The sequence below is a fragment of the Corynebacterium sp. UBA4397 genome (assembly GCF_002390965.1).
Lineage (GTDB): Bacteria > Actinomycetota > Actinomycetes > Mycobacteriales > Mycobacteriaceae > Corynebacterium > Corynebacterium flavescens.
Window position 1 is genome coordinate 49195 of sequence record NZ_DGRD01000032.1, and the last position, 26728, is coordinate 75922.

Annotated in this window: 19 protein-coding genes, 1 tRNA gene and 1 other RNA gene; 15 read left to right on the forward strand and 6 right to left on the reverse strand. The window is 60.3% G+C overall.

What is annotated here, in order from left to right:
- Position 1 precedes the first annotated feature (1 nt).
- Positions 2-880: a putative nucleotidyltransferase substrate binding domain-containing protein gene (locus B2696_RS07440; protein ID WP_286954801.1), complete on the reverse strand. Its 879-nt coding sequence runs from the start codon at positions 878-880 to the stop codon at positions 2-4.
- 155 nt (positions 881-1035) lie between these two features.
- Here B2696_RS07440 and B2696_RS07445 point away from each other — a divergent pair, with 155 nt between their 5' ends.
- A complete protein-coding gene (locus B2696_RS07445) occupies positions 1036-2589 on the forward strand; it encodes an amino acid permease (RefSeq protein ID WP_286954803.1) in 1554 nt (517 codons plus the stop codon).
- Between the two features lie 35 nt (positions 2590-2624).
- On the forward strand, positions 2625-4394 hold the full coding sequence (gene atzF, locus B2696_RS07450) for an allophanate hydrolase (protein ID WP_286954805.1): 1770 nt from the start codon (positions 2625-2627) through the stop codon (positions 4392-4394).
- A 289-nt stretch (positions 4395-4683) separates the two neighbouring features.
- On the opposite strand, the gene B2696_RS07455 is transcribed toward atzF, so the two are convergent.
- Both B2696_RS07455 and B2696_RS07460 read right to left on the reverse strand, forming a co-directional pair.
- Positions 4684-6084, reverse strand: a complete 1401-nt coding sequence (locus tag B2696_RS07455; protein ID WP_376778855.1) for an MFS transporter — start codon at positions 6082-6084, stop codon at positions 4684-4686.
- A gap of 515 nt (positions 6085-6599) precedes the next feature.
- Complete coding sequence (locus B2696_RS07460) at positions 6600-7823, reverse strand: hypothetical protein (RefSeq protein ID WP_276622182.1); 1224 nt, start codon at positions 7821-7823, stop codon at positions 6600-6602.
- Positions 7824-7878: 55 nt separating this feature from the next.
- Between B2696_RS07460 and gluQRS the strand changes: the two genes are divergently transcribed.
- The 7 genes from gluQRS to B2696_RS07495 all read left to right on the forward strand — a co-directional run bounded on the left by gluQRS (position 7879) and on the right by B2696_RS07495 (position 15569).
- Positions 7879-8799, forward strand: coding sequence for a tRNA glutamyl-Q(34) synthetase GluQRS (gene gluQRS, locus B2696_RS07465; RefSeq protein ID WP_286954809.1), 921 nt, complete (start codon positions 7879-7881; stop codon positions 8797-8799).
- Between the two features lie 96 nt (positions 8800-8895).
- Complete coding sequence (locus B2696_RS07470; RefSeq protein WP_075728940.1) at positions 8896-10449, forward strand: cation:proton antiporter; 1554 nt, start codon at positions 8896-8898, stop codon at positions 10447-10449.
- A gap of 4 nt (positions 10450-10453) precedes the next feature.
- The gene (locus B2696_RS07475; RefSeq protein ID WP_286954812.1) at positions 10454-10789 is read left to right on the forward strand and encodes a hypothetical protein; all 336 of its coding nucleotides are present in this window, start codon (positions 10454-10456) and stop codon (positions 10787-10789) included.
- 125 nt (positions 10790-10914) lie between these two features.
- Complete coding sequence (locus tag B2696_RS07480) at positions 10915-12186, forward strand: M20 family metallo-hydrolase (RefSeq protein WP_141256016.1); 1272 nt, start codon at positions 10915-10917, stop codon at positions 12184-12186.
- A gap of 183 nt (positions 12187-12369) precedes the next feature.
- Positions 12370-12600, forward strand: a complete 231-nt coding sequence (locus B2696_RS07485; protein WP_286954814.1) for a hypothetical protein — start codon at positions 12370-12372, stop codon at positions 12598-12600.
- Positions 12597-14057, forward strand: coding sequence for a sodium:solute symporter family protein (locus tag B2696_RS07490; protein WP_286954815.1), 1461 nt, complete (start codon positions 12597-12599; stop codon positions 14055-14057). Before B2696_RS07485 ends, B2696_RS07490 begins: the two co-directional genes overlap by 4 nt.
- Positions 14058-14129: 72 nt before the next feature.
- Entirely contained in the window at positions 14130-15569 is a 1440-nt protein-coding gene (locus tag B2696_RS07495) for an amidase (RefSeq protein WP_286954817.1), read from the forward strand.
- A 23-nt stretch (positions 15570-15592) separates the two neighbouring features.
- Here B2696_RS07495 and B2696_RS07500 read toward each other — a convergent pair whose 3' ends face one another.
- On the reverse strand, positions 15593-17206 hold the full coding sequence (locus B2696_RS07500) for a PucR family transcriptional regulator (RefSeq protein ID WP_286954820.1): 1614 nt from the start codon (positions 17204-17206) through the stop codon (positions 15593-15595).
- 332 nt (positions 17207-17538) lie between these two features.
- On the opposite strand from B2696_RS07500, the gene B2696_RS07505 reads away from it, so the two are divergent.
- Both B2696_RS07505 and B2696_RS07510 read left to right on the forward strand, forming a co-directional pair.
- A complete protein-coding gene (locus tag B2696_RS07505; protein WP_075728945.1) occupies positions 17539-19023 on the forward strand; it encodes a CoA-acylating methylmalonate-semialdehyde dehydrogenase in 1485 nt (494 codons plus the stop codon).
- Positions 19024-19040: 17 nt separating this feature from the next.
- Positions 19041-20339 carry an aspartate aminotransferase family protein gene (locus B2696_RS07510; protein ID WP_286954823.1) on the forward strand — a complete coding sequence of 433 codons (1299 nt, stop codon included), beginning with the start codon at positions 19041-19043 and terminating at the stop codon, positions 20337-20339.
- Positions 20340-20407: 68 nt separating this feature from the next.
- On the opposite strand, the gene B2696_RS07515 is transcribed toward B2696_RS07510, so the two are convergent.
- Together B2696_RS07515 and B2696_RS07520 are read right to left on the reverse strand one after the other, a co-directional pair.
- On the reverse strand, positions 20408-21241 hold the full coding sequence (locus B2696_RS07515; protein ID WP_286954825.1) for a hypothetical protein: 834 nt from the start codon (positions 21239-21241) through the stop codon (positions 20408-20410).
- A 358-nt stretch (positions 21242-21599) separates the two neighbouring features.
- Positions 21600-21688: transfer RNA gene (locus B2696_RS07520), tRNA-Ser, on the reverse strand.
- 196 nt (positions 21689-21884) lie between these two features.
- Between B2696_RS07520 and ffs the strand changes: the two genes are divergently transcribed.
- The 4 genes from ffs to B2696_RS07540 all read left to right on the forward strand — a co-directional run bounded on the left by ffs (position 21885) and on the right by B2696_RS07540 (position 26667).
- Positions 21885-21979: signal recognition particle sRNA small type (gene ffs, locus B2696_RS07525), an RNA gene on the forward strand.
- A gap of 92 nt (positions 21980-22071) precedes the next feature.
- Positions 22072-23343, forward strand: a complete 1272-nt coding sequence (locus tag B2696_RS07530) for an aminotransferase class I/II-fold pyridoxal phosphate-dependent enzyme (protein ID WP_286954878.1) — start codon at positions 22072-22074, stop codon at positions 23341-23343.
- A 69-nt stretch (positions 23344-23412) separates the two neighbouring features.
- Positions 23413-23889, forward strand: a complete 477-nt coding sequence (locus tag B2696_RS07535) for a suppressor of fused domain protein (RefSeq protein WP_170216843.1) — start codon at positions 23413-23415, stop codon at positions 23887-23889.
- 30 nt (positions 23890-23919) lie between these two features.
- Positions 23920-26667: a DNA polymerase III subunit gamma and tau gene (locus tag B2696_RS07540; RefSeq protein WP_286954828.1), complete on the forward strand. Its 2748-nt coding sequence runs from the start codon at positions 23920-23922 to the stop codon at positions 26665-26667.
- Positions 26668-26728: the final 61 nt, after the last annotated feature.

Consider the following 26728-nt stretch of genomic DNA (forward strand, 5'->3'; position numbering starts at 1 on the left):
ATCACTTCTCATGGCTGAATGATGAGGTTGAAAGGAGATAGGCCAATGCTTTTTGGATCGACCGAGTCGTAGCGACCGCCGCTATTAGTTCCTTCTGGGTTTCTGCAGGGAGGTTCTTGACTATGACATTTCCTCTGCGGTCGAGGACTGATTCTTTCATTAAGTTGAAACTAATATCGAGTCTTAGCGTAAAAACCGTGTGAAAAGCTCTTTGCATGGCTTCACATTGGGCTTCGCTAAGGAACCGCGGCTGGATGGAGCGTAGACGGTGCGGGGTACTCAGGGGGTGAGAATCTGCGCCGCTTGAAAGGGCGCCCCACCTGGCGATTTTGATCAAAGGATTGAGCGCCTCCGACTTGAGGTCGAAACTACGGCGGGGAAATATGCCAGAGATCCTTGGGGGGCGGCGGTTAATACTATCCCGCAGCATTTCGGCCACCATAGGGCTGTCAGGTGTGTTTTCAAATGCGGCAGAGCGCAGGCGTTGAGAGGCGGCGTCAGCGAGCAGGCCGGTCATCACCACGCCGAACTCTTCTCGGGGGTTATCGGTCCAGAAAGGGGCTTTCCGTTCCCATTGTTTCTCTGTACTTGGGAGAAAGGAGTTCTGAGCAGTGACACCATGATTGTCTTGGAGGATTCCAGCGGCATATAGCGAAGACAGGCCTGGGGTATCACCAGGGTGAATTCTTAAAACATCCACATCGGATCCGGGCATGCCTTCGCCTCTGCCAAGGGAGCCAGTAGCGACCAAGGTTGGATCGAGAAAGTCGCAAATTCGCCTGGACCAATCTGCGGCAACTGCGGTGGCTGCAGCACCTTGTTCGCGCAAGTCTCGGCAGTGTTTGGCAAGTGCTGAAAGCTCTTTGCTGAGGTCACGCATTGAATTCCTTAGGTATGTAATGCCAGAACTTGAGTAAGTATAGCGAAGGTAATGCATTCTATCTATTGATTGATAGAAATTGTGATAGGGTATTTCACGGTTGCACTTTTGCGCGCCGCCATAATCTATCAGCCACTAGCGGGAAGAGTGAGTCAATGACTGCCACCGTGCCTTCCGGATCAAGTACCCCAACCCCAACAAGTACTTTGAATTCAGCGGATTCCGATGATTTGAGCCAGTTTGGCTATCAACAACAACTGCATAGAAACTTGGGAAGATTTGCTTCTTTTGCTGCAGGCTTTAGTTTTGTGTCGATTCTTACCACTATCTTCCAGCTTTTCGGACTTGGATTTGGATTCGGTGGACCAGCCTTTTTCTGGACCTGGGTGACGGTATTCTTAGGGCAGTATATGGTCGCGCTATGCTTCGCCGAACTCGCTGCAAAGTACCCAGTCTCCGGCGCCATTTATCAATGGTCGCGTCGCATGGGAGGAGAAGTCCTAGGTTGGTTTGGCGGCTGGTTCATGATTCTCGCACAGATCGTCACAGCCTCCGCCGCCGCCATCGCATTGCAAGTTGTTTTACCCAACGTATGGTCGGGCTTTCAGATTATCGGTGACGATCCCACTCTGACATCCCCTTCTGGGGCTGCTAATGCAGTCCTACTGGGTTCGGTGTTGATTGTCATCACCACCATCATTAACTGTATCGGCGTGCGCTGGATGAGCTATGTCACAACTTTCGGAGTTATATGCGAGCTTGTTGGTGTAGTCGCCATTATTGGAGTTCTTTTCGCCCACGCCCAACGCGGTCCGCAGGTTGTATTCGAAACTGCGCAACCTGCGTCAGGAGAAGGTTATATCTGGGCATGGATCACTTCTGGTCTCATGGCCGCCTACGTCATGGTGGGCTTCGGCTCAGCCGGCGAATTAGCTGAGGAAACCCGCAACCCCCGCGCAGTCGCTCCGAAGACCATTAGACAGGCGCTGTCTCTGTCCGCTTTAGGCGGCGGGCTATTAATCGTTGGTGCGCTGATGGCAGCACCCTCATTGACAGATGGGCGGCTGGCCACCGAGGGTCTTCCTTATGTACTTGATACAGTCTTGAGTTCTCCGTGGGGAACGGTACTTCTGATTGACGTTGGAATTGCCATCCTTATTTGTACTTTGGCCATTCAGACTGCCGCCTCTCGGTTGATGTTTTCGATGGCTCGCGATAACCGCCTGCCTTTCTCCACACAGCTTTCTGCAGTGAACGCAACCACCGGAACTCCCATTTGGCCATCGATTGTCGTCGGCGCGAGCTGTATCTTGGTGCTCCTTATCAACGTTGGAAACGATGCCATCTTCTCAACTATCACTAGCGTGTGCATTATCTTGATCTATCTGGCTTATCTATTGGTAACGGGGCCTTTGCTAGTCCAAAGGCTGCGTGGCTGGACGGGTACTAAGGGGATGCATGATGCAGATGGCAAGCCTCTGTTCCATCTTGGGAAATGGGGCATCATCGTCAACATTCTGGCGGTCTTGTACGGGGCAGCAATGGTATTTAACCTTTCATGGCCGCGTGCGGACATATATAACCCATCTGGCGACTTGCCCATCATGCAATGGGCGGGACCCATCGCTATCATCGCGGTAATTGGTTTGGGTCTGTTGGCCTTCCCTTGGAAAAAGCAGCATCCATACCCAGTCAAAATCGGTGCCTAAATAGCACTTGTCAATCAATGAATAGGAATGAAGAAGTGACTTCTTTTGAGACTCTTAGCTCCACCTGGCAGCGCTCCCAGCGTGAAGCATTAAGCAAGGTCGATGCGCTGTACGAGAAGCTCAGTGCCGGTGGACGTGAGAATATTTTTATTCATTTGCTTAGTCAAGATGAAGCTCGGAAAGAAGTTGAAAAGGCCTATAGTTCTCATGCTGCGGGATCTCTAGCTGGAATGCTCATTGCTGTCAAAAACAACATCGATGTTGCTGGATTCGACACAACGGCTGCTTGTCCTGGGTTTAGCTACCGTCCAGCCGAAGACTCGGAGGCAGTAGCTGCACTAAGAGCAGAAGGCGCAGTAATCATCGGCGTCACAAACCTGGATCAGTTCGCCACCGGACTGGTGGGGACGCGCTCTCCCTATGGAGCAGTCAGCGACTCCCGAGTCCTGGAGAGAATTTCTGGTGGATCATCCTCGGGTTCGGCGGTTTCGGTGGCTTTTGATTTAGTTGATGCAGCACTGGGCACCGATACCGCTGGTTCTGGACGAGTTCCAGCCGGGTTGCAGGGAATCGTCGGAATCAAGCCTACTCTCGGAACCATCTCTAGCCTCGGACTCGTTCCTGCTTGCGCTAGCTATGACACCATCACTGTATTCGCTAAGGATCTGCCGCAAGCGCGCGCGGTTGCGGCAGTAGTGGCTAAGACGGGTCGGCGCACGCGTCCAAAGGACCTCAAGCTCTCGGCGCCCTTGCATCCAGTGATCGGCATTCCAAGGGAACTTCCCGCACTTTCTGACACCTGGAAGTTGGAGTTCGAGCGGGCGGTATCGCGACTAGCAGATCTAGGTTTTGAGACTAAGGCAATCGATCTTGCCCCTAGCCTCGAAGCCGCCAAAATGCTCTATGAATCGGCGCTCGTCGCAGAGCGCACAGAATCTGTTGGAACCTTTATCTCAGAACACGCCGACGATCCAGATGCAGTTGGCATCGATCCAGTGGTGGCTTCCATTGTTGAATCCGGTAGCAAGTTCTCCGCAGTAGAAGTTTTGCGGGCCCAAAGGGAGCTGCAGCGCAAAAAAGTGAAGGCTTTGGAACAATGGGAAGGAGTCGATGCTGTTATGGTTCCGACTGCTCCTTTCCACCCAGATATTTCAACAGTGGCTTCTGATCCCATAGCTGTGAACTCCGCCATGGGGACTTACACCAATTTTTGTAACCTCTTCGATCTCTGCGCCATAGCGGTGCCGTCCTCGGAGGCTCCGGATGGAGGGACGCTGGGAAGTAAGCTCCCTGCCCAGTTTGGGGTAACTCTCTTGGCTGCAACTTTTGAGGATGGTGTGATAGATGACATTGCAGGTAGATTCCTTGGGCTAGAAGAGAATCAAGCAACGTGGATGACCACAACGAGCGAGGATGCTCAGCAACTAGTCTCACTTGCGGTATTCGGTGCACACTTGAGGGATCAACCACTCAATGTTGAGATGCGTGCACATGGCGCGGCATTCATCGGAGAAATTGAGACTACTGACAATTACAGTTTGTACGCTCTCAATACAGTTCCCCCGAAACCGGGCCTTGTCGTTGTGCAAGAAGGGGGTGCCGCCATTAAAGGTGAGGAATGGCTCATCTCGAAGGCCGAGTTGGGCGAGTTTCTATCCAATCTTCCTGCGCCGATGACTCTCGGTTTAGTCACTTTGAGCAATGGTAAGACAGTCGTTGGCTTTTCCTGTCAACCATCCGCTTTAGAAGACGCCACCGACATCACTGCTTTGGGCGGTTGGCGGCCATATGTTTATAAGGGCTGATGCTACATAAGCTTTTTCTCTACCTTAGATAGACTGCCTTGCACGCTGATCAAGAAATAGTTGAGTCAGTTAAGCCGCAAGCGGATCGACAAATGGCAAAGCCCGACTCCAGTGCTAAATGTGGGAGTCGGGCTTTTAAGATCTGAGATAAACCGTTGTAGTAGAGCATGAGGGTTTGAAGCCTATTGCACATAGATCATTGTCAAATTGCCTCCGGTTGCAATAAATGCAACAGGTGAGGGAAGTCTAGTTGAGTACCGAGAGATGCAGAGCATTCTTGATAGTGTTACTAATCCTTAGGCGTTAGAACGGGGCCACTGTTGTCCTCAATAGTTTCCGAGAAAGGCATATGCGTGGTGTCGATATTGGGATCGGCATCCTGGCCCTTGACTATCTCGATGGCTTCCTTTTTGGACTCGACGGTGGGGAAGGACCCCATCAGCGGCTTCTGTGAAGATTCCTTCATGAACAGAAGAGCGACACCAGCAAGTACGGAGAAAACCATGATGTAGAGCGCCGGCACAATGTCCAGCCCGGTCTTTTGCAGCAGGAACTGGGTGACCAGTGGGGTGGTGCCGCCGAAGAGCGAGACGGAGACGTTGTAGGAGATTCCCATGCCGGAAAAGCGCGAGGCGGTGGGGAAGAGCGCCGGAAGTGCAGAGGCAGACTGCGCCACATACAGGCCGGTGGGGATGGCCACCATGCACAGTGCGATGAGCACTGCAGCGATGGAGCCGGTGTTCATAATCAAAAATGCAGGGACCATGAGAACAACGGTGGCGCCCACAGCGGTGGCGTAGACGGGCTTGCGGCCGACCTTGTCGCTCCAGCGCCCAACGAGGGGGAGCAACAGGGACATCGCAACGAGGACAGGCACGGTCACGGCTGCCGCGGATGCGGCGTGCAGGCCGATTTGTTCCTCCAGGTAGATCGGCATGTAGCTGGTCAGCGCGTAGCCGGCGGTATTGGTCGCGGCCACGATAGCAATTCCGATGAGCAGCGCACGCCAGTGGTGGCGGATGACGCCGACGAGGCCCAAGCGTGCGTAGGGATCCTCGGTGTCCTTTTCAATGCTCTCTTCGTCCTCGGACTGGTTGTCCTCGAAGGAAGGCGTTTCCGGAATGCGGGTACGCAGATAGACGGCGATGATGCCCAGCGGGATGGCGGTAAGGAAGGGGATGCGCCAGCCGAAGTCGTGCATGGCAGTCTCGCCGGCGAAGTGGGTGCTCAGCCACGTGGTGATGGCGACGACGGAGGCACCGGCGGCGAAGCCGAGGTAGGAACCCATATCAAGGAAGGATCCGAAGAAACCGCGGCGCTTATCTGGGGCGAACTCTGCCACGTAAGTGGTGGCGCCGGCGTACTCGCCGCCGGTGGAAAAGCCCTGGACTAGCTTGAGTACATAAAGTAGGATGAGCGCCCAACCGCCTATTGAGGCGGCTGTGGGCAGCAATCCGATGAGCGCGGTGGAGATGGCCATCATGGCCATCGTGACATAGAGGACTTTCTGGCGTCCGACTTTATCGCCGAGTGGGCCTAAGACCAGGCCGCCGATGGGGCGGACGAGGTAGGAGACCGCGAAACCGAACATCACCGCGAGTAGCTGCCACTCTTCGGGCAGGCCTTGGGTGAAGACGGTGGTCATGGTGACGGTCAGATAACCGTAAATACCGAAGTCGTACCATTCCATGAAGTTTCCCACCACGGTGCCTTTGATAGCCGGGCGGATCTTCTTTGAGGTAACCACGTTGACATCATCAACGCTGAGGCGCTGTTTGCGCTGCTTCTTGGATTCTTTTTTAGATCGTTTAAGATCCACGAGTTTCAACCTCTCGTCTATAAGTGAAACGGGCAGCGGTGAGTGCACCGCACAACCCTCGAGCGAGCTTCCTTCTTCCTGACTGTCTCCTTCTCAAAATTCCGAAAGAATCGAGCCCAGGTTTGTGCCTAGGGAGGTATCCAAAGATGCGCTCGGTTCGTGCAATGACAAAAAAGTCTACTCCCCCCGGAATGCCATTTGCCAAGCTAAGTAAATTAAATACCTGCAAAAATGGCGAAAATGTATAGCTAATCTGCTGGGCAATGGGGGTAGGTCACAAATTGGTTAAGGCCTCCTTGTGACAGCACTGCGGGCCGTGATCACGGATGATCACGGCCCGCTTGTGGTGAGGTTGCGACCCCGATTTTCGGAGACCCTCGGGGGGCTTAAGCCTTGGCGCGCAAGGAGGCGAGCGCCTGGGCGTTGCCGGCGCTGGAGAAGAGCTCATAGGCAATGCCGTAGTTGCGGCGGGAGTTTCCGGTGTCCCCGGCGGTGGCGTAGCGGTCCCCCAGAAGTTCCGCCACTGTGGCTACGGCGCTGAACTCTTCCGGCGCGGAGGCAGCCTGCACAGGGTTGGTGGCCATGAAGTCGAGGAGTACCTGGGTGGACTTGGCCATAGACTGGGAGACGGTGCGCAGTGTCTCTGAGAAGAAGGCTATCCACCGTGCGCGTGCCAGGAGGCTGCCTGAGTTCTTGGCCTTGACATAGTAGGAACCGAGCAGGTCATGGGCGTCCTCGGTGCGCTGCATCTCGAGGTACTCCATCACGCGGGCCAAGAGCAGGTCAACCTCTTTGCCGGGGTTTCCGGCCTCGCCATAAAAGTCCGCTGCGAGGTCAAGGAAGCTCAGACGTGTGGCGGAGGAGACCTGTCCGGCGGCGGCGTCCTGGTAGAAGCGGCCAAGCAGTGCAGCGGGCAGACTACTGTGCATGGAGCTGGGCCGGGCGGCATCGAGGTACTCGTGAGAGGTGCGGGCTACTTCCTCGCGCGCACCGGCATCCGCGGAGGCGTAGAGGAAGCCTACCGCGGAGTCCAAGACCATACGCAGGGATTCCTCGTCGTGCTCGAGTCCCTGCGCGGCCTCGTTGATTGCGCGGAACTCGGCGCCATGGGCTGCGACGTCCCCGGACTTGGCCGCGGCAAGCCGCTCGCGCAGATCTGCTCGCGGATCAGCTTTGGCTGTGAGGCGCTGCTCGAGAGCTGTTGCCATGTCAGAATCGCTGATCTTGGCTATAAAGGCCTCGGCGCCGGCGAGGTCGCCGTCGTTGAGGCTGTCTTCGGCCAAGTAGCTATACCCGATGTTGATGAGCGAGGGCTGGCCAGTGATGGCGCCCAAGGATGCAACGTAGTAGTAGTCCTCGGAGCTGGGGGCGTTGCCGAGCATGCGCCGCAGGGCTTCCCGGGAGAGGAAGAAGTAGGACAGGGCTGCGGAATCTTCGAGGGAGCCGCTAAAGACGTCATCAGAAAAGGCTTTTTCAATCTCGGCGTTGACCTCTGCGAGCAGTTGGGGTGCTCGTTCCAGCGGAGCTTCGCCGTTGTTGACGTAGGTATAGATGGCTTCGGCGTTTGCAACGTCGAGGAGCGGATACTTGGTAGCGGCTGCGTTATCCATGGGTGTCGATACTAATGCACGGGCGAGACAAATTCGCCCCGTAGACTTGTTTTCTATGGCACACTCCGCTCTAGCACCCGGCGCGGGGCGCTACGCCCCCAGCCCCTCGGGGGATTTGCACTTTGGAAACCTGCGCACAGCGCTGCTGGCGTGGCTGTGCGCGCGTTCCACGGGGCGTCATTTTCATGTGCGCGTGGAGGATATCGATACCCAGCGCTCCACCGCGGCTGCGGCCAAGCGGCAGCTCGAGGACCTCGCGAACCTCGGCCTGGACTGGGACGGCGAGGTTGTCCACCAGCATGATCGCTATGCAGCCTATGAGCAGGCATTGGCGCGTTTGCCCGTGTATGAGTGCTATTGCTCGCGCAAGGACATCCAGGAGGCGGCGCGGGCCCCGCATGCTATCCCGGGCCAGTACCCGGGCACCTGCCGCAATCTGGATGAGGTGGCGCGGGCTCGCAAGCGCGCGGAGCTCTCCGCGCAGGGTCGGGTTCCCGCGCTGCGCCTGCGGGCTGAGGTGTCTAGTTTTAGCATTCATGATCTCCTCCGCGGCGAGTACACAGGTGAGGTTGATGACTTCATTCTGCGCCGCGGCGGCAACGCCGATCAGGGCCAGGATTGGGCCTATAACCTGGCTGTGGTGGTCGATGATGCTTTTCAGGGCGTGGACCAGGTTGTCCGCGGCGTCGATTTGCTTTCTTCCGCCCCGCGCCAGGCCTACCTGGCCCAGGTCTTGGGCTACCCAGTACCGGAATATATTCACGTTCCGCTGGTGCTTAACGAAGCCGGCAAGCGCCTGTCCAAGCGCGACGGCGCCGTGACCTTACGCCAGTTGCTTAAGACCCACACCTTGGGGGAGGTTTTTGCCCAGTTGGCGGCCTCCCTGGGCAGCGAAGCAAAGAATACCGCCGAGCTGCTCAAGGGCTTTGACGTGCTTGATATTCCGCGCGAGCCCTATGTGTGGCGGCCGCAGTAGTACATGAAGCATTACTTCAGGCGTCGCCCTCCATCGAGGGCCGTGAGGCAGTACTCTATTTCTTGTAGAAACCGCGGGTGAAGTGAGAAGAGTGAAATGGAAGTCCTTCTAGTACTCATCGGTTTGATGCTGTTGACGGTGGTCGTGGTCGCGGTGGGGGATAAAATCGGCCTGCCCTGGCCGGCCCTGCTGACCATCCTTACCGCCGTCGCCGTGTTTACGCCGGCGCTGCCGAGCCTGAACGTGCCCGCTGAGTTGATCCTTCCCATCTTCCTGCCGCCGCTGCTGTGGGCGCTGGCGCGGCGCACCTCGTGGGGAGTCATCCGCGAGCAGTGGGTGACCATCTTGAGTCTCTCGGTTCTTCTGGTGGTGGCCACCACTTTCGCCGTCGGGCTCACGGCCTTTGCCTTCTTGCCTGGCCTGGGCTTCGCCGGCGCGATTCTCATTGGTGCGGCCATCGCTCCGCCGGATCCGGTGGCCGTGGAGGCGGTGGCGGAGCCCGCCGGCATCCCACGCCGTATCATCTCCGCCCTGCAGACAGAGGGCCTTTTTAATGACGCCGCCTCCATCGTGGCCTTCCACCTGGCGCTCATGGCCGTGGTCAATGAGGGGGAGCTCACCTGGAGCGGGGCGATTGTCAATTTCATCTACTCGGCGGCGGTGGCCTGCATCCTCGGCTGGGTGGCTGGCAGGCTGGCCGCGATGTTTATCACCCGCGTGCACGAGGTCAATGCCCGTAACGCGCTGACGTGGGTGGTGCCATTTGCGGTGTATATCTTCGCCGAAGAAATCCATGCCTCGGGCGTTATCGCCGTGGTCATCGCCGCCGTCGAACTCAGCTCCCGGGCTGATATTCAGGCAGAGGACAGGCTCTCGGGGCAGTCTTTCTGGGAGACCATCGAGCTGCTCTTTACCGGCGTGGCCTTTGGGCTTATCGGCCTCAACGTCAGTGATGCCGTCGCGGAGGTCGGCGCGGACCTGTGGCACTCGGTGCTCGTCGGCGTCATCTTGTCCTTCGTGGCCTTCCTCGTGCGCCTGGTGTGGATGTATGTCTACTACCGGATAAACCTGCGGCGCGGAAAGCCGCGGGTGGCGCCACTGCGCCTGCAAGAGGTCTTGCTCATGACTTGGTCGGGGATGCGCGGGCTGGTGACCTTGGCCCTGGTACTTTCCGTTCCCTCGGGGGCCTTTGGCTTCCACCATGAATTGGCCGTTATCGCGCTGACCGTGCTGCTGGTCACCATGGTTATCCCGGGGCTTTTGTTGCCGTGGCTGATGAGTCGCCTCGACCTGACCCAGCATTCCGAGGCGGCGGCAGACAAGATGCGCATGCAGATCACCAAGCAAGCGCGCCGCGCCGGGATTTCCGCCATGCAGAAGCACTTCTCAGAGCTAGATCCGGAGATCACCGCCAATATCGCGCAGTGGCTCGAGGACCGCCTGGGTGAGGACGAGGACGGTGAGGATGCCTCCACTCGTATTCAAAAGGCCATCCGTGCGCGTGATATTGCGCTGGCCGCGCGGCGCATTGCCCTCATCGGTGCGCAGCAGGAGCTGTTGAACATGCGGCGCGATCGCAACTATAACCCCATGATCGTGGACGAGATCCTGGAAGAGGTTGACCGCATGTCCCTGAGTACTAAACACTAAGACCATGGATGCTTATCATTACGGGCAGCTCGAGGACAGCTTGGATTATCTCTTCGACTTCTTCGATCAGGACCTTGCGCAGCGCGTTCACGCAAGCCGGGAGTATGTCCCCGCCGGAATGGAGGAGTTCTTGGGGGACAACTCCCTCGAGGACTTCGTGTGGCTGTGGGTCAAGGAGCCCGGTGCCAACGGTTTCCGGCAATACTTGCGGGACGGCGGCTATGACGAGGCCGAGGTGGCGCAGGCCTTCCTAGAATGCCGCACCGAGTGGGGCATGAATACCCTGCCACACATTGAGTGGTTGCATGAACGCAGCTTTGCGACGCCGGTTATAGATTAAGGCCGCGCACCTGGACACAGTGTCTTTCTCACCTGGAACCTCCGGACACTTTCAGTCTTGTTGGGCTTTCCTCGCGATGGTTAATTGGCTTTAAGGCCCCATCGTGCAGAAAGAGGAAAACACACATGAGCACCACCTTCACGGAAGCCTCCGGGATTGAGGCGCAGGACTTTATCGACGATTTCCATCGGACCTGGGAGTTCGGTGCTACGTCTCATGACGGCGTCGACAGGCAGGCCGGTACCAAGCCGCACGGACAGTTGCGTGATTGGTTCAGCGCCCAAGCCCGCGCTGCTGGTTTCGAGGTACGCATTGACCCTATCGGCAACGTCTTTGCCCTGCTGGACTTCGTCGACGGCGCTGACTACGTGCTCACAGGCTCGCACCTTGACTCGCAGCCACTAGGCGGCAGGTTTGATGGCTGCTATGGCGTCATTGCTGCTCTGCATGCGGCGATAGAGATTAAAAAGCGCGTGGAAGCTGGGCAGATGGAGCCCAAGTACAACCTGGCGGTCGTGGACTGGTTCAACGAGGAGGGAGCGCGTTTTGCTCCCTCCATCATGGGATCTTCGGTGATGTGCGGTCTCTTTGACCTCGAAGAGACGCTAAGCATCAAAGACGCCCAGGGCATCACCGTCAAGGAGGCCCTCGAGTCCATTGGTTACCTGGGCAGCGATGAGGCGCCCAGCGTGGCGGCCTATGCCGAGATCCACATCGAGCAGGGGCGCCTGCTGGAGAGGAATGCCACCGCCATCGGCGCGGTGACCCAGTCCTGGTACACCCAGAAGCTCTACGTCGATGTCATCGGGGAACAGTCCCATACTGGGGCCACCATCATGAAAGACCGCCACGATGCCCTGCCCGCTGCGGCGATGCTGGTGTTGAAGACAGAGCAGGTGGTCGAAGAGTTCGAGCCCGAGCAGATTGTGACCTCCGTGGGGCAATTCGACGTGGAGCCGAACTCTCCCATCGTGGTTCCGAGGGAGGTAAAACTCGTCATTGACCTGCGTGCGCACCGCCGCGCCGACGTCGAGAAGGCGCGCGAGATTCTCGTGGATTATTGCGAGGAGGTGGCGCGTGCTCGCGATATCACCATCGAGGCTCGCGACTTCGACATCCGCGACCATCAGGTCTATCCCGAGGATGGCGTCGAGTTGACGGAGAAGGCCGCCGCCAATACGGGCATCAGCTGCATGAGGATCGAAACCATGGCCGGGCATGACTCCGTTGCCGTCAACCGCATTGCGCCGACAGTGATGACCTTCGTGCCCTCTGAAGGCGGCGTATCGCACTGCGAGCGGGAGTTTACCTCCGACGAGGACCTCGTCAACGGGCTGGTGGTGCACACCGAGATCATCTCGCGCTTGCTCGATGGCGAGCTCGATCACCTCAAGTAGGCCGTGCGCCGCGGCCCGTCTAGCTAAGGCCCAGCCAGTTATTAGCAATGACTTAACAATGATTCTTCACATGAGGGTTAACACAATGTCATCGAAAGCCGGCAATGCTGACACAACGTGTCTTGTAGGCAGTGTTTTTCTCCGCAAGACTAATTAATGCCACGACACCAATGGAGGTAACGCATGACCCATCTCACCCGACAACACCTCGTCCTATTAGTGCCCGTGTTGGCGCTGGTACTTACCCCCCTAATTCCGATGAATAGCAACGGAACCCTATTCCTCGGCTTCCCCGTGATCATCATGTGGGTCGTCGTCTGGTCCATCGCCACGACGCTCATCTTGTCCTGGCTCTATCGCAATGAAGTCGAGCTCGGGGATGCCCCCGGCGCGAAAGAGGAGGCAATCGCGTGATTTTTGCAGCAATCTTAGGGATCATCCTCATCGCCGTCCTCGGCTTCATGGGCCGCCGCGGCAGCCTTGATACCCACTCCGGCTGGTCCATCGGTGACCGCGGGATGAGCTCCATCACCACCTTCTTCCTCCAAGCTGGAGCGATCTTCACCAGCTTTACCTTCCTCGGCATGTCGGGACTTACGGTCCTCGGCGGGGTCTCGGCCACCTACCTTCCCGCATACTTGGTGCTCGGATACATCGGTATGTTCCTCATCGGGCCCATTGTCTGGAAGCTGGGAAGCGTATTTAACTATCACACCAACGCGGACATGGTGGGTCACCAATTCGGCAGCAAGATTCTGACCAAGACCGTCGCGATTGTTTCCGTGGTCTTCTTCGTCCCCATCGTGCAGGTACAGATTGTCGGCCTGGGAACCATGGTCTCCTTTGCCACCGGCGATAAGTCTGCCGGCACGCTGAGCATGGTGGCCTCGACCGTCTTGATTCTCTTGTTCGTGGCCTGGGCCGGGCTCAAGGGCGTGTCCATGACGGCGTACTTCAAGGACGTCGCTATGGTCGTTGGCCTCGTCGTTGTCCTCATCGGAGTTATGGTTCACTACGCAGCGCAGGGCGGATTCAATGAAGTTATGGACACCATGCAGAATCTCATGCTCATTGAGCCTGGCACCAAGACTTATGGCGTGGTCTGGTTCCTGACCAGCGTTATCATCAGCGGCATCGGCCTGGGTGCCATGACGCTTCCGGAGAGCTGGCCTGCGGTCCTCGCGGCCAAGAACTCCAAGTCCGTCTCGAAGAACCACGTGATGCTGCCTTTGTATTCGCTGTCCACGCTGGTTCCCATCGTCATTGGTTTCTATGCGGCCACCCACCTGGAGATCAACAAGGGCGAGGAAAACTCCGCCATCTTGGAAGTAGCACAGCAGTCCCTGCCTGGTTGGCTCATGGGCTTTGTCCTCATCGCTGGTACTTCTTGCGCGATTGTCCCCGCCGCACACTGCGTGCTCTCCATTGCGACGCTTATTTCCTCCAACCTGGTTCCGCAGGACTTCCTCCCGGAGCGGCGCCTTCTGGTTGGCAAGGGTTCCTCCGCGGTTATCTTGCTGTTGTCCTTGGGCCTGGCAATTCTTCGCCCGGACCTCATGGCCAACCTCTACCTGCTGACCTACGCCGGGTTGGTGCAGCTTGCGCCCGCCAACATTTTGTCGTGCACGAAGACCACCTTTATCAACGGCAAGGGCATTCTCGCCGGCATGCTCGTCGGCGTGGGCATCGTCATCGCCTTCACTATTACCGGCTTCCACCTGTGGGGCATGAACAACGGTATCCCCGCCATCGTGGCCAACCTCGTGGTCATGGTTGCAGTCTCCGCCCTGACCGGGCCGGCACGCCGCCCGGAGATCGACTCCGCAGACCACAACACTGCCCCCGTGGGCGCGAAAGTGCCGATTCACTAGAGAACCAAGCATTTTCTACCTCCCCACCATTGTTAAAGTGGTGCTGAAGAACCGAAAGGAACCAGGTCAGACATGTCCTATCCAGAGCTAAGCGCGGAAGAACTCATCACCGAATACCGGCGCGGGACAACAACGCCCACGGAGGTTGTCGGCTCCCTCCTCGAGCGCATCGACGCTCTGGAACCGGAGCTCAATGCGATCACTGAAATGCTGGAGGGCGCGCTACGCCAGGCGCAGGCCGCGACCGAGCTGTGGCGCAAGGATTCGCACGCTTACCGCGAGTTCCCCTTGCTGGGGGTGCCGGTCATCATCAAGGAAAAGCATGCGATTGCAGGCTATGACGTGGACCAGGCGCTTCCGGCCGCCGCGGTGACCGCCGTGGAGGATCACCCCGTGGTGGAAAGGCTGCGAGCAGCTGGGGCCATCCTCTTGGCGCGCTCGGCCAACCCGGAGTTCTGCGCGGCCACTTTTACCGCTTCCTTGGAGCACGGGGTCACGCGCAATCCCTGGGATACCTCGATGAGCCCGGGAGGCTCCTCCGGTGGATCCGGCGCGGCTTTGGCTGCAGGTTATGCGCCTTTGGCCACGGGTTCGGACATTGGAGGATCGACGCGCATTCCGGCCTCCATGTGTGGCGTCGTTGGCTATAAAGCGCCCTATGGCGTGGTGCCAGGTATTCATCCCTCCACGATGGATTGGTACCGCAGCGATTCCGCGATGGCACGCACCGTGGGGGATGCACTGCTGATGCACAACACGATTAGCGGGCAGCATCCCGCAGATCCGCATAGCCTACCCAAGAAGCCGGTGGAGGTAGCCGCGGCTGGCGCCACGGTGCAGGGCAAGAAGATTGGCTACTCCACTGCACTCGGAAACTTCAACGTCGATGTCGATACCGCGGCGAATGTGGAGCGCTCCGCCTTGCTGCTCGAGGAACAAGGCGCGGTGGTATCCGCGGTCAATCCGAACTGGACCACGGAAGAGATCATGGAGGCCGCTCTCGCGCACTATGGGCACACCTTGGCGCCAGTCATGGCGGACACCTTGGAGGCAACGGGAGCGGCTTCCTCGCCCTATATCGGCGAGTTCATTGAGACCACGCTGCAGGCAGCAGCCCGGCTGCCGCTGTACAAGACCTTCGAGCGCGAAAGCGCCATCCGGGCGGAGCTGGCGCGGCTTTTTGCCGACGTCGACGTGCTCCTCGCCCCGGTTACTGCCTGGGGCCAGTACCCCGCGCAGGGCCCAGCGGAGACGGTCAACGCAGACGGCGAGCATTATTGGAAAGACTATCTGGCCATTCCCTTCAACATTGCCAACCGGCACCCGGCCTTGGCTGTGCCCACGGGTATCAACCGCTTCGGGCTTCCCACCGGCGTGCAGATAGTGGGGCGGCCCTATGATGAGAAATCCGTATTTGAGGTCGGCTTCGTCCTCGAGCGTGCAATCGGCTGGGAGCACCGCTTTACTTCCGCAGCGCCTAATGTGACCACCGCGGCTACCTCGGCGACCTAGGCTGACGCAGCTGGTGCCTCCGCCTACTCGCCGAAGTAGGCGCGCACCGCCAGGCTCAAGGCGAAGAACTCCTTGCCGTTGTTAAGGTCCATCGACAAGAGCCTCTCGATGGTGGAGATGCGCGAGTATAGGGCCGTGCGCGAGAGATGCAGAACCTGCGCGGCGGCCGAGCGCGAGGTGGGGTAGTCCACGATGGCGCGGGCGGTAGGCAGCAGATCTCCATTGTTGCGCTGATCGTGGAGCATGAGTGGAGTGAGTAAGGATTCACTGAAGGCCTGGACATTAACGTCGTCGTGAAGCTTGTGCAGAACCCCCTCCAACTTCTCACGCGTCATGACGCGGAAGTTGACGCCGGTCGCGGGCAGCTCCTCGTCGATCTTCGCGAGCTGGTGCAAGGCCGACCCCAGATCGATGGGCCCCTCCAGCCCCACCGCCACGGTGACGTTGAGTGCCACGCCCAAGGCCTCGAACTCTGCCAGCATGCGCCTCTTTAACTCGCCCACCTGGTAGCGGTGCGGGTCGACCGAAACCGCGCCCACGATGCGGGTGGCATCGCTTTCCTGCGGGGCCACCAGCACGTCCGTGTCGGGCCCTATGCGCAACAAGGCCCCGCGGACCTGGTCCAGGGTGGGCTCGCCTTCGGTGGCGGAGCGCACCTCGAGGGCGATGACGCGACGGCCGTCGGTGCGGAAGCCATTGGATTCTAGGACCGTCTTCTGGCCGGTGACGGTGGTGAATCGGTGGTGCAGCAAGCGGTCGAGGCCCATGCGCTCGCGCAGGTCAATCCAGGAATTGGGGGAGTGGGCGCTGAGCCTTTCGATGGCCAGGGACATCGAGGCATGGCGCATGATGTGCGTGGCCTTGGAATCGCGCTCGCCGGTGCGCCGCACGAAGAGCCTGCCCCAGTGATTTCCCTGGGCCTGGATGTCGATGAAGTCCCAGGAAACGCCAGGTTCGTGCGGATCCGGCACGCTCACAGGATCGGCCACCAGGCCCACGCCGCGGGTGCTATCGGCCCATTCGCGGGACTTGGCCTCCCAATTGCTCAGCAGTTGGGAGGGAAGGAAGTGCCCCTCGACGTAAAGGACCACGCGGTGGTTGAGATCCTCTAAGACCACGGGCAGCTCTAGCTCGCGGGAGGCGTGGAGGACAAGCTGCTCGGGCGGGGCGCCGTTGAACATCAAACCCCAAAAAGAGGAGTTGATGCGCTGCAGTGCCTCGACCTGCTCGAATTGGCGGTGCAAAAGCTCGGAGTGCACGGCCTCGGTGATTTCGACGAATTTCACCTCGTCATAGGTGGCGATGAGCGGCAAGCCTAGTTCCTGGCAGCGGTGCACAACCGCGGGAGGCACCTGGGAGATCTGTACGCCGACCTCGACGAGCAAGGCCACGGCCCCGGAGCGGTGGAAGCTGTCTATGAGGTGGCGCTGCTGACGGGGCGGGCGGTCAAAAATGATGCCGGAGGTGAGCAGCAATTCGCCGCCGTTGAGGAGTTCGGCGCCGCGGGCGGTATCGACCACGTGTACCCAGCGCACCGGGGTGTCGAGCCTGTCCGCGCCGCAGATGACCTCAGTTTTTGCCTGCATGAGCGCTGGTAGGGCGAGGATGTCCCGCAGCGTCACGGAGCTGGATTTCATGGTTGTTAAGTCTTTCTTTCGGGCGGAGGGCAAGGCCCGTTGTGGCCGGCCTTCTCGGCATTCAAAATACCAGTCAATCACTAGAAGTTAGAAACGGTGTGCACAGTGTTCATTTTTGACACTCGATCTGAACAGATTAGGACTACTGGGCGACTGTACCTGCTGTCACAATATGTGTTACCTCCCCTAAAAGGCCTGTACAGAAGTACTCAGGCCCTTAAAAGAGGCCGCGGCCAACGCGCCAGACACAGTGTTCTTTTTTCAGCGCATTCAAGGTCTGGATACGCCGTGAGCACGGAGGCCGCACGCATAAACACACGAGAGGAGTGGCAGTGACCACAGTTATCCCGCACATTATCAAGGGCCAAGAAGTCTCCGAATCCGCGAGCTTTTCCCCGGTGTTCAACCCGGCTACCGGTGAGGAAACCGCACAGCTTGCCGTGGCCGATTCGGCCACGGTGGCAGATGCCGTCGCCAAGGCGCAGGAAGCGTTGCCGGCCTGGCGTTCTACGGGGCTGGCCAAGCGCGCGGATGTGTTCTTCAAGTTGCGTGAGATCATCACCTCGCGCCAGTCCGAGCTCGCGGAGATCATTTCCCTCGAACACGGCAAGGTGCCCTCCGATGCGGCTGGTGAGATTGCCCGCGGCCTCGAAAACGTCGAGTTCTGCGCCGGCCTTCTGCACCACATGAAGGGCGAGTACCTCGAGCAGGCCGCCACCGGCATCAACGTCCACCAGGTGCGTCAGCCTGTCGGCGTCGTCGCGTGCATTACCCCCTTCAACTTCCCGGCCATGGTTCCGCTGTGGATGGTCACCGCGGCCATCGCCGCTGGTAACACCGTCATTCTCAAACCTAGCGAGCGCGATCCTTCCGCCGCCAACTGGATTGTCAAGGCCTTCCACGAGGCCGGCCTGCCCGAGGGCGTGTTGAACCTCGTGCACGGCGGCAAAGACACCGTCGAGGCCCTCATCGAGGCCCCGCAGGTCAAGGCGGTCAGCTTCGTCGGTTCCACACCCATTGCCAAGTCCATCTACGAGCGTGCCACCGCGCTGGGCAAGCGCTGCCAGGCGCTTGGCGGCGCGAAGAACCACATGGTCGTCATGCCGGACGCGGACTTGGATGCGGCTGCTGACGCCGCCATTTCCGCCGGCTTCGGCTCCGCGGGCGAGCGCTGCATGGCCGTCTCCGTCGTCGTTCCCGTCGGTGACATCGCCGATGAGCTGGTGGCAAAGATCCGTGAGCGCATCGCCGACATCAAGGTCGGTCCCGGTACCGATCCGCAGGCAGAGATGGGTCCGGTTATCACCGCCCAGGCCAAGGAGCGCATTGAGGGCTTCATCGCCGGCGCCGAGGAGTCCGGTGCCAGCGTGCTTGTCGACGGCCGCAAGGCCGACCTTCCCACCTCCGGCTACTTCATTGGTCCCACGCTTGTCGACGACGTTGTTCCCGGCATGCCCGTCTACGACGAGGAGATCTTCGGACCAGTCCTCGCTGTCGCCCGCGTGGATACCTTCGACGCGGCGGTCGAGCTCATCAACTCCAACCGCTATGCCAACGGCACCGCCGTATTCACCCGCGACGGCCGCACCGCCCGCGAGTTCGAGTTCAACATCGAGGTAGGCATGGTGGGCATCAACGTCCCCATCCCAGTGCCCATCGGTGCCTTCTCCTTCGGCGGCTGGAAGGATTCGCTCTTCGGCGATACCCACATCTACGGCCCCGAGGCCTTCAACTTCTACACCCGCCGCAAGGTTGTCACCGAGCGCTGGCCTCTGCCCAGCGAGTCCCAGGTCAACCTCGGCTTCCCCACTCACTAAAGCAACGGAGAATAACAATGGACGGCAACGTTTTCCACTCCTGGTCGGCACAAGACCTCATTGACCCCATCGACGTCGTATCCGGCAGCGGCGCCACCTTCCAGGACCGCGCTGGCAAGAGCTACTTGGACTTCGCGGCGCAGCTGGTCAACCTCAACCTGGGCCACCAGCACCCGCGGCTTATCCAGGCCATTCACGAGCAGGCCGACAAGCTCTCCACCATCGCGCCCGCCTTCCACAATGACACCCGCTCGCAGCTCGCCAGCCTCATCGTTGATGCGGTCGGGGAGAATTACGGCTCCGTCTTCTTCACCAATGGTGGCGCGGATGCCAACGAGAACGCGGTGCGTATGGCGCGCGGCTACACCGGACGTCAGAAGGTCATGTCCACATACCGCTCCTATCACGGTGCCACTACCACCGCTATTACCCTGACCGGTGATCCGCGGCGCTGGAATAACGAGCCTGGCGACGGCGGCGTCGTCCATTTCTTCGGCCCCTACTGCTACCGTTCGCCCTTCTGGGCCACCACGGAGCAGGAGGAATGCGAGCGCGCGCTTAAGCACCTCGAGGATCAGATCATCTTGGAAGGCGCGAATACCATCGCCGCCATCATCCTAGAGACGGTCGTCGGCACCAACGGCATCCTCGTCCCGCCAGAGGGCTACCTGCCTGGCGTGCGTGCGTTGTGTGATAAGTACGGAATTGTCTACATCGCCGACGAGGTCATGGCCGGCTTCGGCCGCACGGGCGAGCTCTTTGCCTACCAGAACTTCGACGTCACCCCGGATCTCATCACCTTTGCCAAGGGCGTCAACTCCGGCTACGTGCCCCTCGGCGGCGTCATCTTGTCCCGCGAGATCCAGAAAACCTGGTCCACCACGCCTTATAACGGCGGCCTGACCTACTCTGGACACCCGCTGGCCTGCGCTCCCGGCGTTGCTACCTTCGAGGTATTCAAGGAAGAGAAGATCCTCGAGCACGTGAAGGACCTGGGTGAGCGCGTTGTGCGCCCGCGCCTAGAGGCCATCCGCGATAAGTACGACATCGTCGGCGAGGTCCGCGGCCTGGGCCTGTTCTGGGCCATTGAGTTTGTCAAGGACAAGCAGACCCGCGAGCCTCTCGTGGCCTTCAACGCCTCCGGTGCGGACGCCGCGCCCATCACGCAGTTCTCCGCATACTGCAAGGAGAACGGCGTGTGGCCCTTCGTCCACGGCAACCGGGCGCACATCACCCCGCCGCTCATCATCACCGAAGACGAGCTCAACCGCGGGCTCGATGTCTACGAGGAGGCCATCGCCTCGCTCGCTGCCTAAGAGATCAACTGCTTTCCTGGGGCCCTATTCACCGTCAACACGGCATAGGTGAAAGACCTTAATAGCTGCTAGCGCAGGGACTGGGCCATGGTGTCGTAGTAGTAGAGTCCATCGCTGCCTTGGTAGCAGTTGGTTACCTGGATTGGCTGCATGTCGCTGTTTTGCGTACAGCCAGAGAAGTTTCCAAAGGGACCCACAGTGCGCCACTCCATTTGGGGTCCGCCGCTGTGGGCTTCAGGAGCTGGTGCCGGCGCCGGGGCTGCGGGCGGCGCTTGGGGAGCCTGTTGCTCAACGGGCTCCTCCGGCGCGGCGGGGGCCGGCTCTGGTTTGGCGGTGGGCCGTGGCGATGGCTTCTTAGTGGTGGTCGTGGATGTGGGGCGCGGGGGCTCGACATCGAGCGTGGGCACGGAGGTGACAGGGAAAGAGGGCAAAGAAAGCTTTTCGACGCTGTCCGGGTTGTCCTTGGCAATGCTGTACAGGTAGGCATACTCGGAGACATCCACCGGATCACCCAGTGCGGCTGTGAGCTCCTTGTTGTCATCAGCATCTATCGACGAGGCCTTGATGCCGAGATCCTTCCCGCTCTCGATCTTGAGAATTCCCACGGAATCAGTGCTGTCGATGGTGGGGCAGAAAGTCCGCGTGTAGTAGCTGCTGGGTGCACTCAACCTAACTGCGGGATCGCTTTGCTCACCATACTTTTGCTCCAGGGTGGTATGCGTCCGCTTGAGATTAGCCAGAACATCGGGGTCCATGGCGCACCAGTCATCGGGGATGTCATAGAAAGCGCGGGCTGCCGAGGATGTTGCTGCCTCCTTCGCGGATTCCTCGCCCGAGCAGGCGCTAAGCGCGAACGCGGGTAGAGCAAGTGCAAGTATGGCGAAGCGGGCGCTGCGGCGCATGAGAGACCTCTTAGGGATAGGGAGTCAAAGAAAAAGCCGGACAGGGCGCTAAGGCGGGAGAGAGGCGCCTGGAGTCAGTCCCTTTAAGGCTGTAGGAGATTATAAAGGAATCATTAGAATTTCTTTTGCTAAATCTTAAACCGGTTGGTTCTTATACCCCTAAAGGGTCCTTGCATGTCTTGGGTAGCGCGGGGTGGGGCCCGGGAATGAGTTTCCTCGGTGTTAACTGCAAGCAGTGGCCCAGTTTTTCAATCTAGGGCCCACTATTTACCGTGAACACGGCGCGGACCTCGAAAAACTCCACGGATAGCAAAAGTCTCGAGCACCGTTCTAAGGACGATGTCTCGAGACTTCACAATGGCGGAGGATAGGGGATTTGAACCCCTGAGGGATGTGACTCCCGCACGCGTTCCAGGCGTGTGACATAGGCCGCTAGTCGAATCCTCCGAGAAGAAACTTTAGCAGTGCTGGCAATTGGAATGCTAATCGGCAGGTCAGAGCGCATTCTGGGAAGGCGGCTTAACGTGAGTGGGTGGAGAGCGGCGTCCAGGCGGAGCCCAGCCGGTGGCGGGGCTGTGGCGAGGCGGTGAGGAGCTAGAGGGGCGCATTTGAACAAAGCACAAGAGTCGGGCTAAGGTGAGGGGCAGGATTCCACGTGGCGTCCATCCTCTGAACTCCCCCAGGGCAGGAATGCAGCAAGGGTCAGGAGGCTCTGGCGGGTACGTGGGGTCCGTTTTACGTTTTAGGCTTCCGGGGTGGAGCGTTTGGCGAGCGAACCTACTACACTGGCTCTCCGAATGTCCGAAACTCTTTGGAAGGTACACGCCGAGATGTCGCTTCTTAACATGGAAAAGTCCGAGCAAGCCGAGCTGGCGGCGCAAGTCCGCAAGGATTACGCCGAGCTTAAGGCCAAGGGCCTGAAGCTCGATCTGACCCGCGGGAAGCCGAGCCGCTCGCAGCTCAACCTCTCCAATGACTTTCTGGAGCTGCCAGGTGCCACCAACTACACGGATGCTGCTGGCAACGATCTCCGCAACTACGGCAACCTCGAGGGCATCAAGGAGCTGCGCGCCTTGTGGGGCCGGCTCATCAACGTTGATCCGGAACTGCTGCTGGCGGGGGATTCTTCCTCCCTCAACATCATGTTCGATCTCATCTCCTGGTCATATGCCTTTGGCAACAATGACTCGGACCGCCCGTGGCGCGAGGAGGAGAAGGTCAAGTGGATCTGCCCGGTTCCGGGCTATGACCGCCACTTCTCCATCTCGGAGCGCTTTGGGTTTGAGATGATTTCGGTACCCATGTTGGAGGATGGGCCTGACGTGGCTGCCATCAAAGAATTGGTGCTGGATCCGCAGGTCAAGGGCATGTGGCTGGTGCCTATGTTCTCCAACCCCACGGGCGTGACCATTTCCGAGTCCGTCGCGCGCGAGCTCGCGGCGATGGAGACTGCGGCCCCAGACTTCCGCATCGTGTGGGACAACGCCTACGCGGTCCACATCTTGGGCGACGAGTTCCCCAAGGTGCTGCCCATCCTGGACATTGCCGCGGAGGCCGAGCACCCCAACCGTTTCTGGGCGCTGTCCTCGACCTCGAAGATTACCTTCGCGGGCTCCGGCGTTGCCTTCTTCGCGTCCTCGCGCGCGAACCTGGATTGGTATCTCTCCATTGCCGGCATTCGCGGCATCGGCCCGAATAAGATTAACCAGTTCGCGCACTACGAGTTCTTTGGGTCCTCCGAGGGCGTGCGTGCGGTCATGCGCCGGCATGCTGCGCTGCTGGCGCCGAAGTTCTCCGCCGTCGAGCGCATCCTTAACAACCGCCTTGGTGAGTATCAGGTGGCCAAGTGGACGGAGCCGGAGGGCGGCTACTTCATCTCCCTCGACGTCATCGACGGCACTGCCACCCGCGTCTGGGAGCTGGCCAAGGAGGCAGGCATCGTCTTGACCAAGGCGGGCGCCTCCTACCCTTATGGCAAGGATGACAACGACCGCAATATCCGCCTCGCACCCTCCTTGCCCCCGCAGGAAGAGGTGGAGACGGCCATGGACGGCGTCGCTACCTGCGTGCTCCTGGCGGCTCTGGAGAAGCTGGGGGTCTAGGCCATCAACCGCGCGGAGACTACCTTTTGGCTTTCGCAGTGCATCCCCGCCCCGCTGAGTTTTGAGCAGGTGGGCGGCCGCGAACTGGGCCTGGCCGCGCTCGATGGCGGCCAATCGCTGGCCGTCACCACCGCCTTTGCTGATGTCGATACCGGCCTGCAGCACGCCGAGCAAGGCATCGATGTGCGCTGCGAGCTCCTCGCGGTAGCGCGTGCGAGCCAAGAGGACGTGGCCACCGCGGTCAACGCTGCCGCCGATATGCTCGAGCGTGCGGGCGGGGTACTGCCTGCCCAGCCGGGGGTGTTGCTGCCGGGTTGTGTCGACGTCGCCAAGCATGGCGTCCACCACGGCCTGCTCATCGTGCCCTACCTGTGGGGCGGGCAGACGCCGCAGGTGGCGGAGGAGAAGCGCCTGACGCTGGTGTGTCAGCTGCTGATGCTGACGGATTCCGAGTATGCCTATGCCGTCGAGGAGGGCGTGGGTGCCTTCCAGGAGGCGGTGGCTGAGCAGGGCATTGACCTGCTGGATTGGTCGCGGGAGGGTTAGCCCCAGCCGGAGGCGGTAGACTGCTACATCGTGGCTCTATACCGGAAATATCGTCCAGCAACGTTCGCAGAAGTGGTCGGCCAAGAGCAGGTCACCACTCCGCTCTCCGCCGCTCTTGATGCGGGGCGCATCAACCATGCCTACCTATTTTCCGGCCCGCGCGGTTGCGGCAAGACTTCCTCCGCGCGGATTATGGCGCGCTCGCTCAACTGCGTGGAGGGGCCTACCTCCACCCCGTGCGGGGTCTGCGCTTCCTGTATTTCTCTGGCGCCGGGTGGGCCTGGCAACCTGGACGTCACTGAGCTCGACGCCGCCTCCCACAACGGCGTGGAGGATATGCGTGACCTGCGCGATCGCGCGTACTTCGCCCCGGCGGAGTCGCGCTACCGCATCTTCATCATCGATGAGGCTCACATGATCACGGATTCGGGGGCGAATGCGCTGCTCAAGGTGGTGGAGGAGCCGCCGGAGCATGTCATCTTCATCTTCGCCACCACGGAGCCGGAGAAGATCATCGGCACCATCCGTTCGCGTACGCACCATTATCCTTTCCGCCTCCTGACGCCGCCGGCCATGAAGGGTCTGCTGCAGCGCACCGTGGCTTCGGAGGGCGTGGCGGTCGAGGATGCGGTCTATCCCATGATCATCCAGGCCGGCGGCGGTTCGCCGCGCGATACGCTTTCTATCCTAGACCAGCTGCTGGCGGGCGCGGGCCCGGATGGCCTGACCTATGACCTCGCCCGGCCCCTGCTGGGCGTCACGGACGTCACCCTGCTTGACGACGCCGTCTCCGCCCTCGCCACCCACGACAAAGCCGCGCTCTTCAAGCTTGTGGACCACGTCATTGAGGCCGGCCATGAGCCGCGGCGCTTTGCCATTGACCTGCTTGATCGCCTGCGCGATCTCATGATCCTGCAGGCCGTTCCCGGTGCCTTAGAGGCCGGGCTGGTCACCGCACCTACCGATCGCGGCGAGGTGCTCTTGGCCCAAGCCCAGCGTTTTAGCGGCCCGCAGCTGACCTATCTGGCCTCCACCGTCAGTGAGAAGATCTCTGGCCTGCGCGGTGCCACCTCGCCGCGCCTGCTGCTGGAGATCCTCTGCGCGCACCTACTCATCGGCGCCTCCGCCCCGCAGGTAACTACCGGGCCCACTAGTACACCCGCCCCTGTCGCTGCACCTCACACCATGCCTGCCGGAACTGGTGCTAGCGCTGGAAGCAGTATCGGTACCGACGCCGCTCAAGCGGCAAGCCCCAGCGCCACTCCCGCGGCAGGTGCCACCGCCGGTGCTGGCGACCCTGCCGCCGCTGCCGCGGCCATCATTGCTAACCGGCGTAACCGGCAGGCCAAGCAACAGGCGCCGGCCGCTGCTCCTGCTCCCGAAGCCACCGCACCTGCCTCCCCGGCCTCCGAATCTCCGAGCGCCCCTTCGCGGACACCGGCGCCGGAGTCTCCCGCGCCTCAAGAGCGCTCTGTGCCCGCGCAGGAACAGCCCGCGCCAGAGCGAACGGCGCCAGAGCCCGTCGATTTTGCGGAGCAGGTGCGCTCCCAGTGGCCGCATATTCGCAGCGAGGTGGGACGCAAGAACAAGATCGCCGAGATCATGCTGACGGAGGCTCGCGTCCTTGGCTTCCGCGACAACACGTTGGTGCTCGGGCACACCACCGGCGCGTTGGCTGAGCGTATCAACGCGGAAGCCAATAACGGCGCCATCGTGGAAACCCTGCGCCAAGAGTTCCAGCGGGACGTGGCTGTTAAGTGCGTCATCGGCACGGATCCGGTGGCCGCGGGTTTTAGCCCGCAGCGCTCAGCGCCTAAGCCGGCGTGGAATCCGAATCCCCCACACCGGGAGGCCTCCACGGCCTCCGATCAGGAGGCAGAGAGTCCTAGCCCCCAGCAGCACAAGTCAGCTTCTGCGTCTGTGCCTGCGTCTGCGTCTGCACCAGAGCCAGCGCCAGAGCCAAGGCCCCAGGAGAAACCCCAGTCAGAGCAGCAACCGCAGCAACGGCCTCAAGCGGAACAGGCAGAGCCTGTAGCCGCAGCTGACCCGTGGGGCGCACCGCGCAGGCTGGGTGGCCAGGAAAGTCAAGAAGGACAAGAGAGCCCTCGAGCGGTGGCTACGACGGGGTCGGAGCCCTCGGCAACCGCGAGTGCTGGCGAGAGTCGAGCACAGGTTCAGCCTGCGCAGCAGAGCGCGCATGCACCGGCGGCGTCGCCAGCGCCTCAGCCGGAACCGGCAGCGGCACCGAAGCAGGCGCAGGGCCAGCAAGACGATGCTGAGCGTTCGGGTTGGCGTTCACGCATTGCCAGGGCCACCCAGGTGGCCAAGCAACGTGACGAGGAGTTTGCCAAGACGCCGCAGTTCAGTAATGGTGTTCCGCTCCCGCCTGAGCCCGCGCCCGAGGAGGCGGAGTTCAACGCGCCGCCGGATGATTACTATCCGGAGGACAGCGGTGCGCCTGCGCCCTCAGCGCAGCCGCAGTCCGCAGGAGCGGGCGCCCCGCAGCGAAGGCAGGCGGCACCAGCGGCACTGGCGGTACAACCCGTTGGGCAAGCTCAAGCGGCGCAACCCGGTCAGCCTGTGAAACCTGGAAGGGATGCGCAGCACGGCCATCCGGCGCCGGAGGGGCAAGCTGCGCCAGCGCGGGCATATACCCAAGATGACCAGGAGCGCGAGATGCTCGAGGAAGCGCGCAATGCAGGGGAGAGGGACCGGCGCAGCGGGCTTGAGGTCGCGATGGAACTGCTGTCGCGAGAGCTGGGTGCAAAGCGCCTGTAGTCCCAGAGCGGGTCTAAGCGCGCATATGTACACTTGGGATTTGGCGAATTTAGTTAACCGT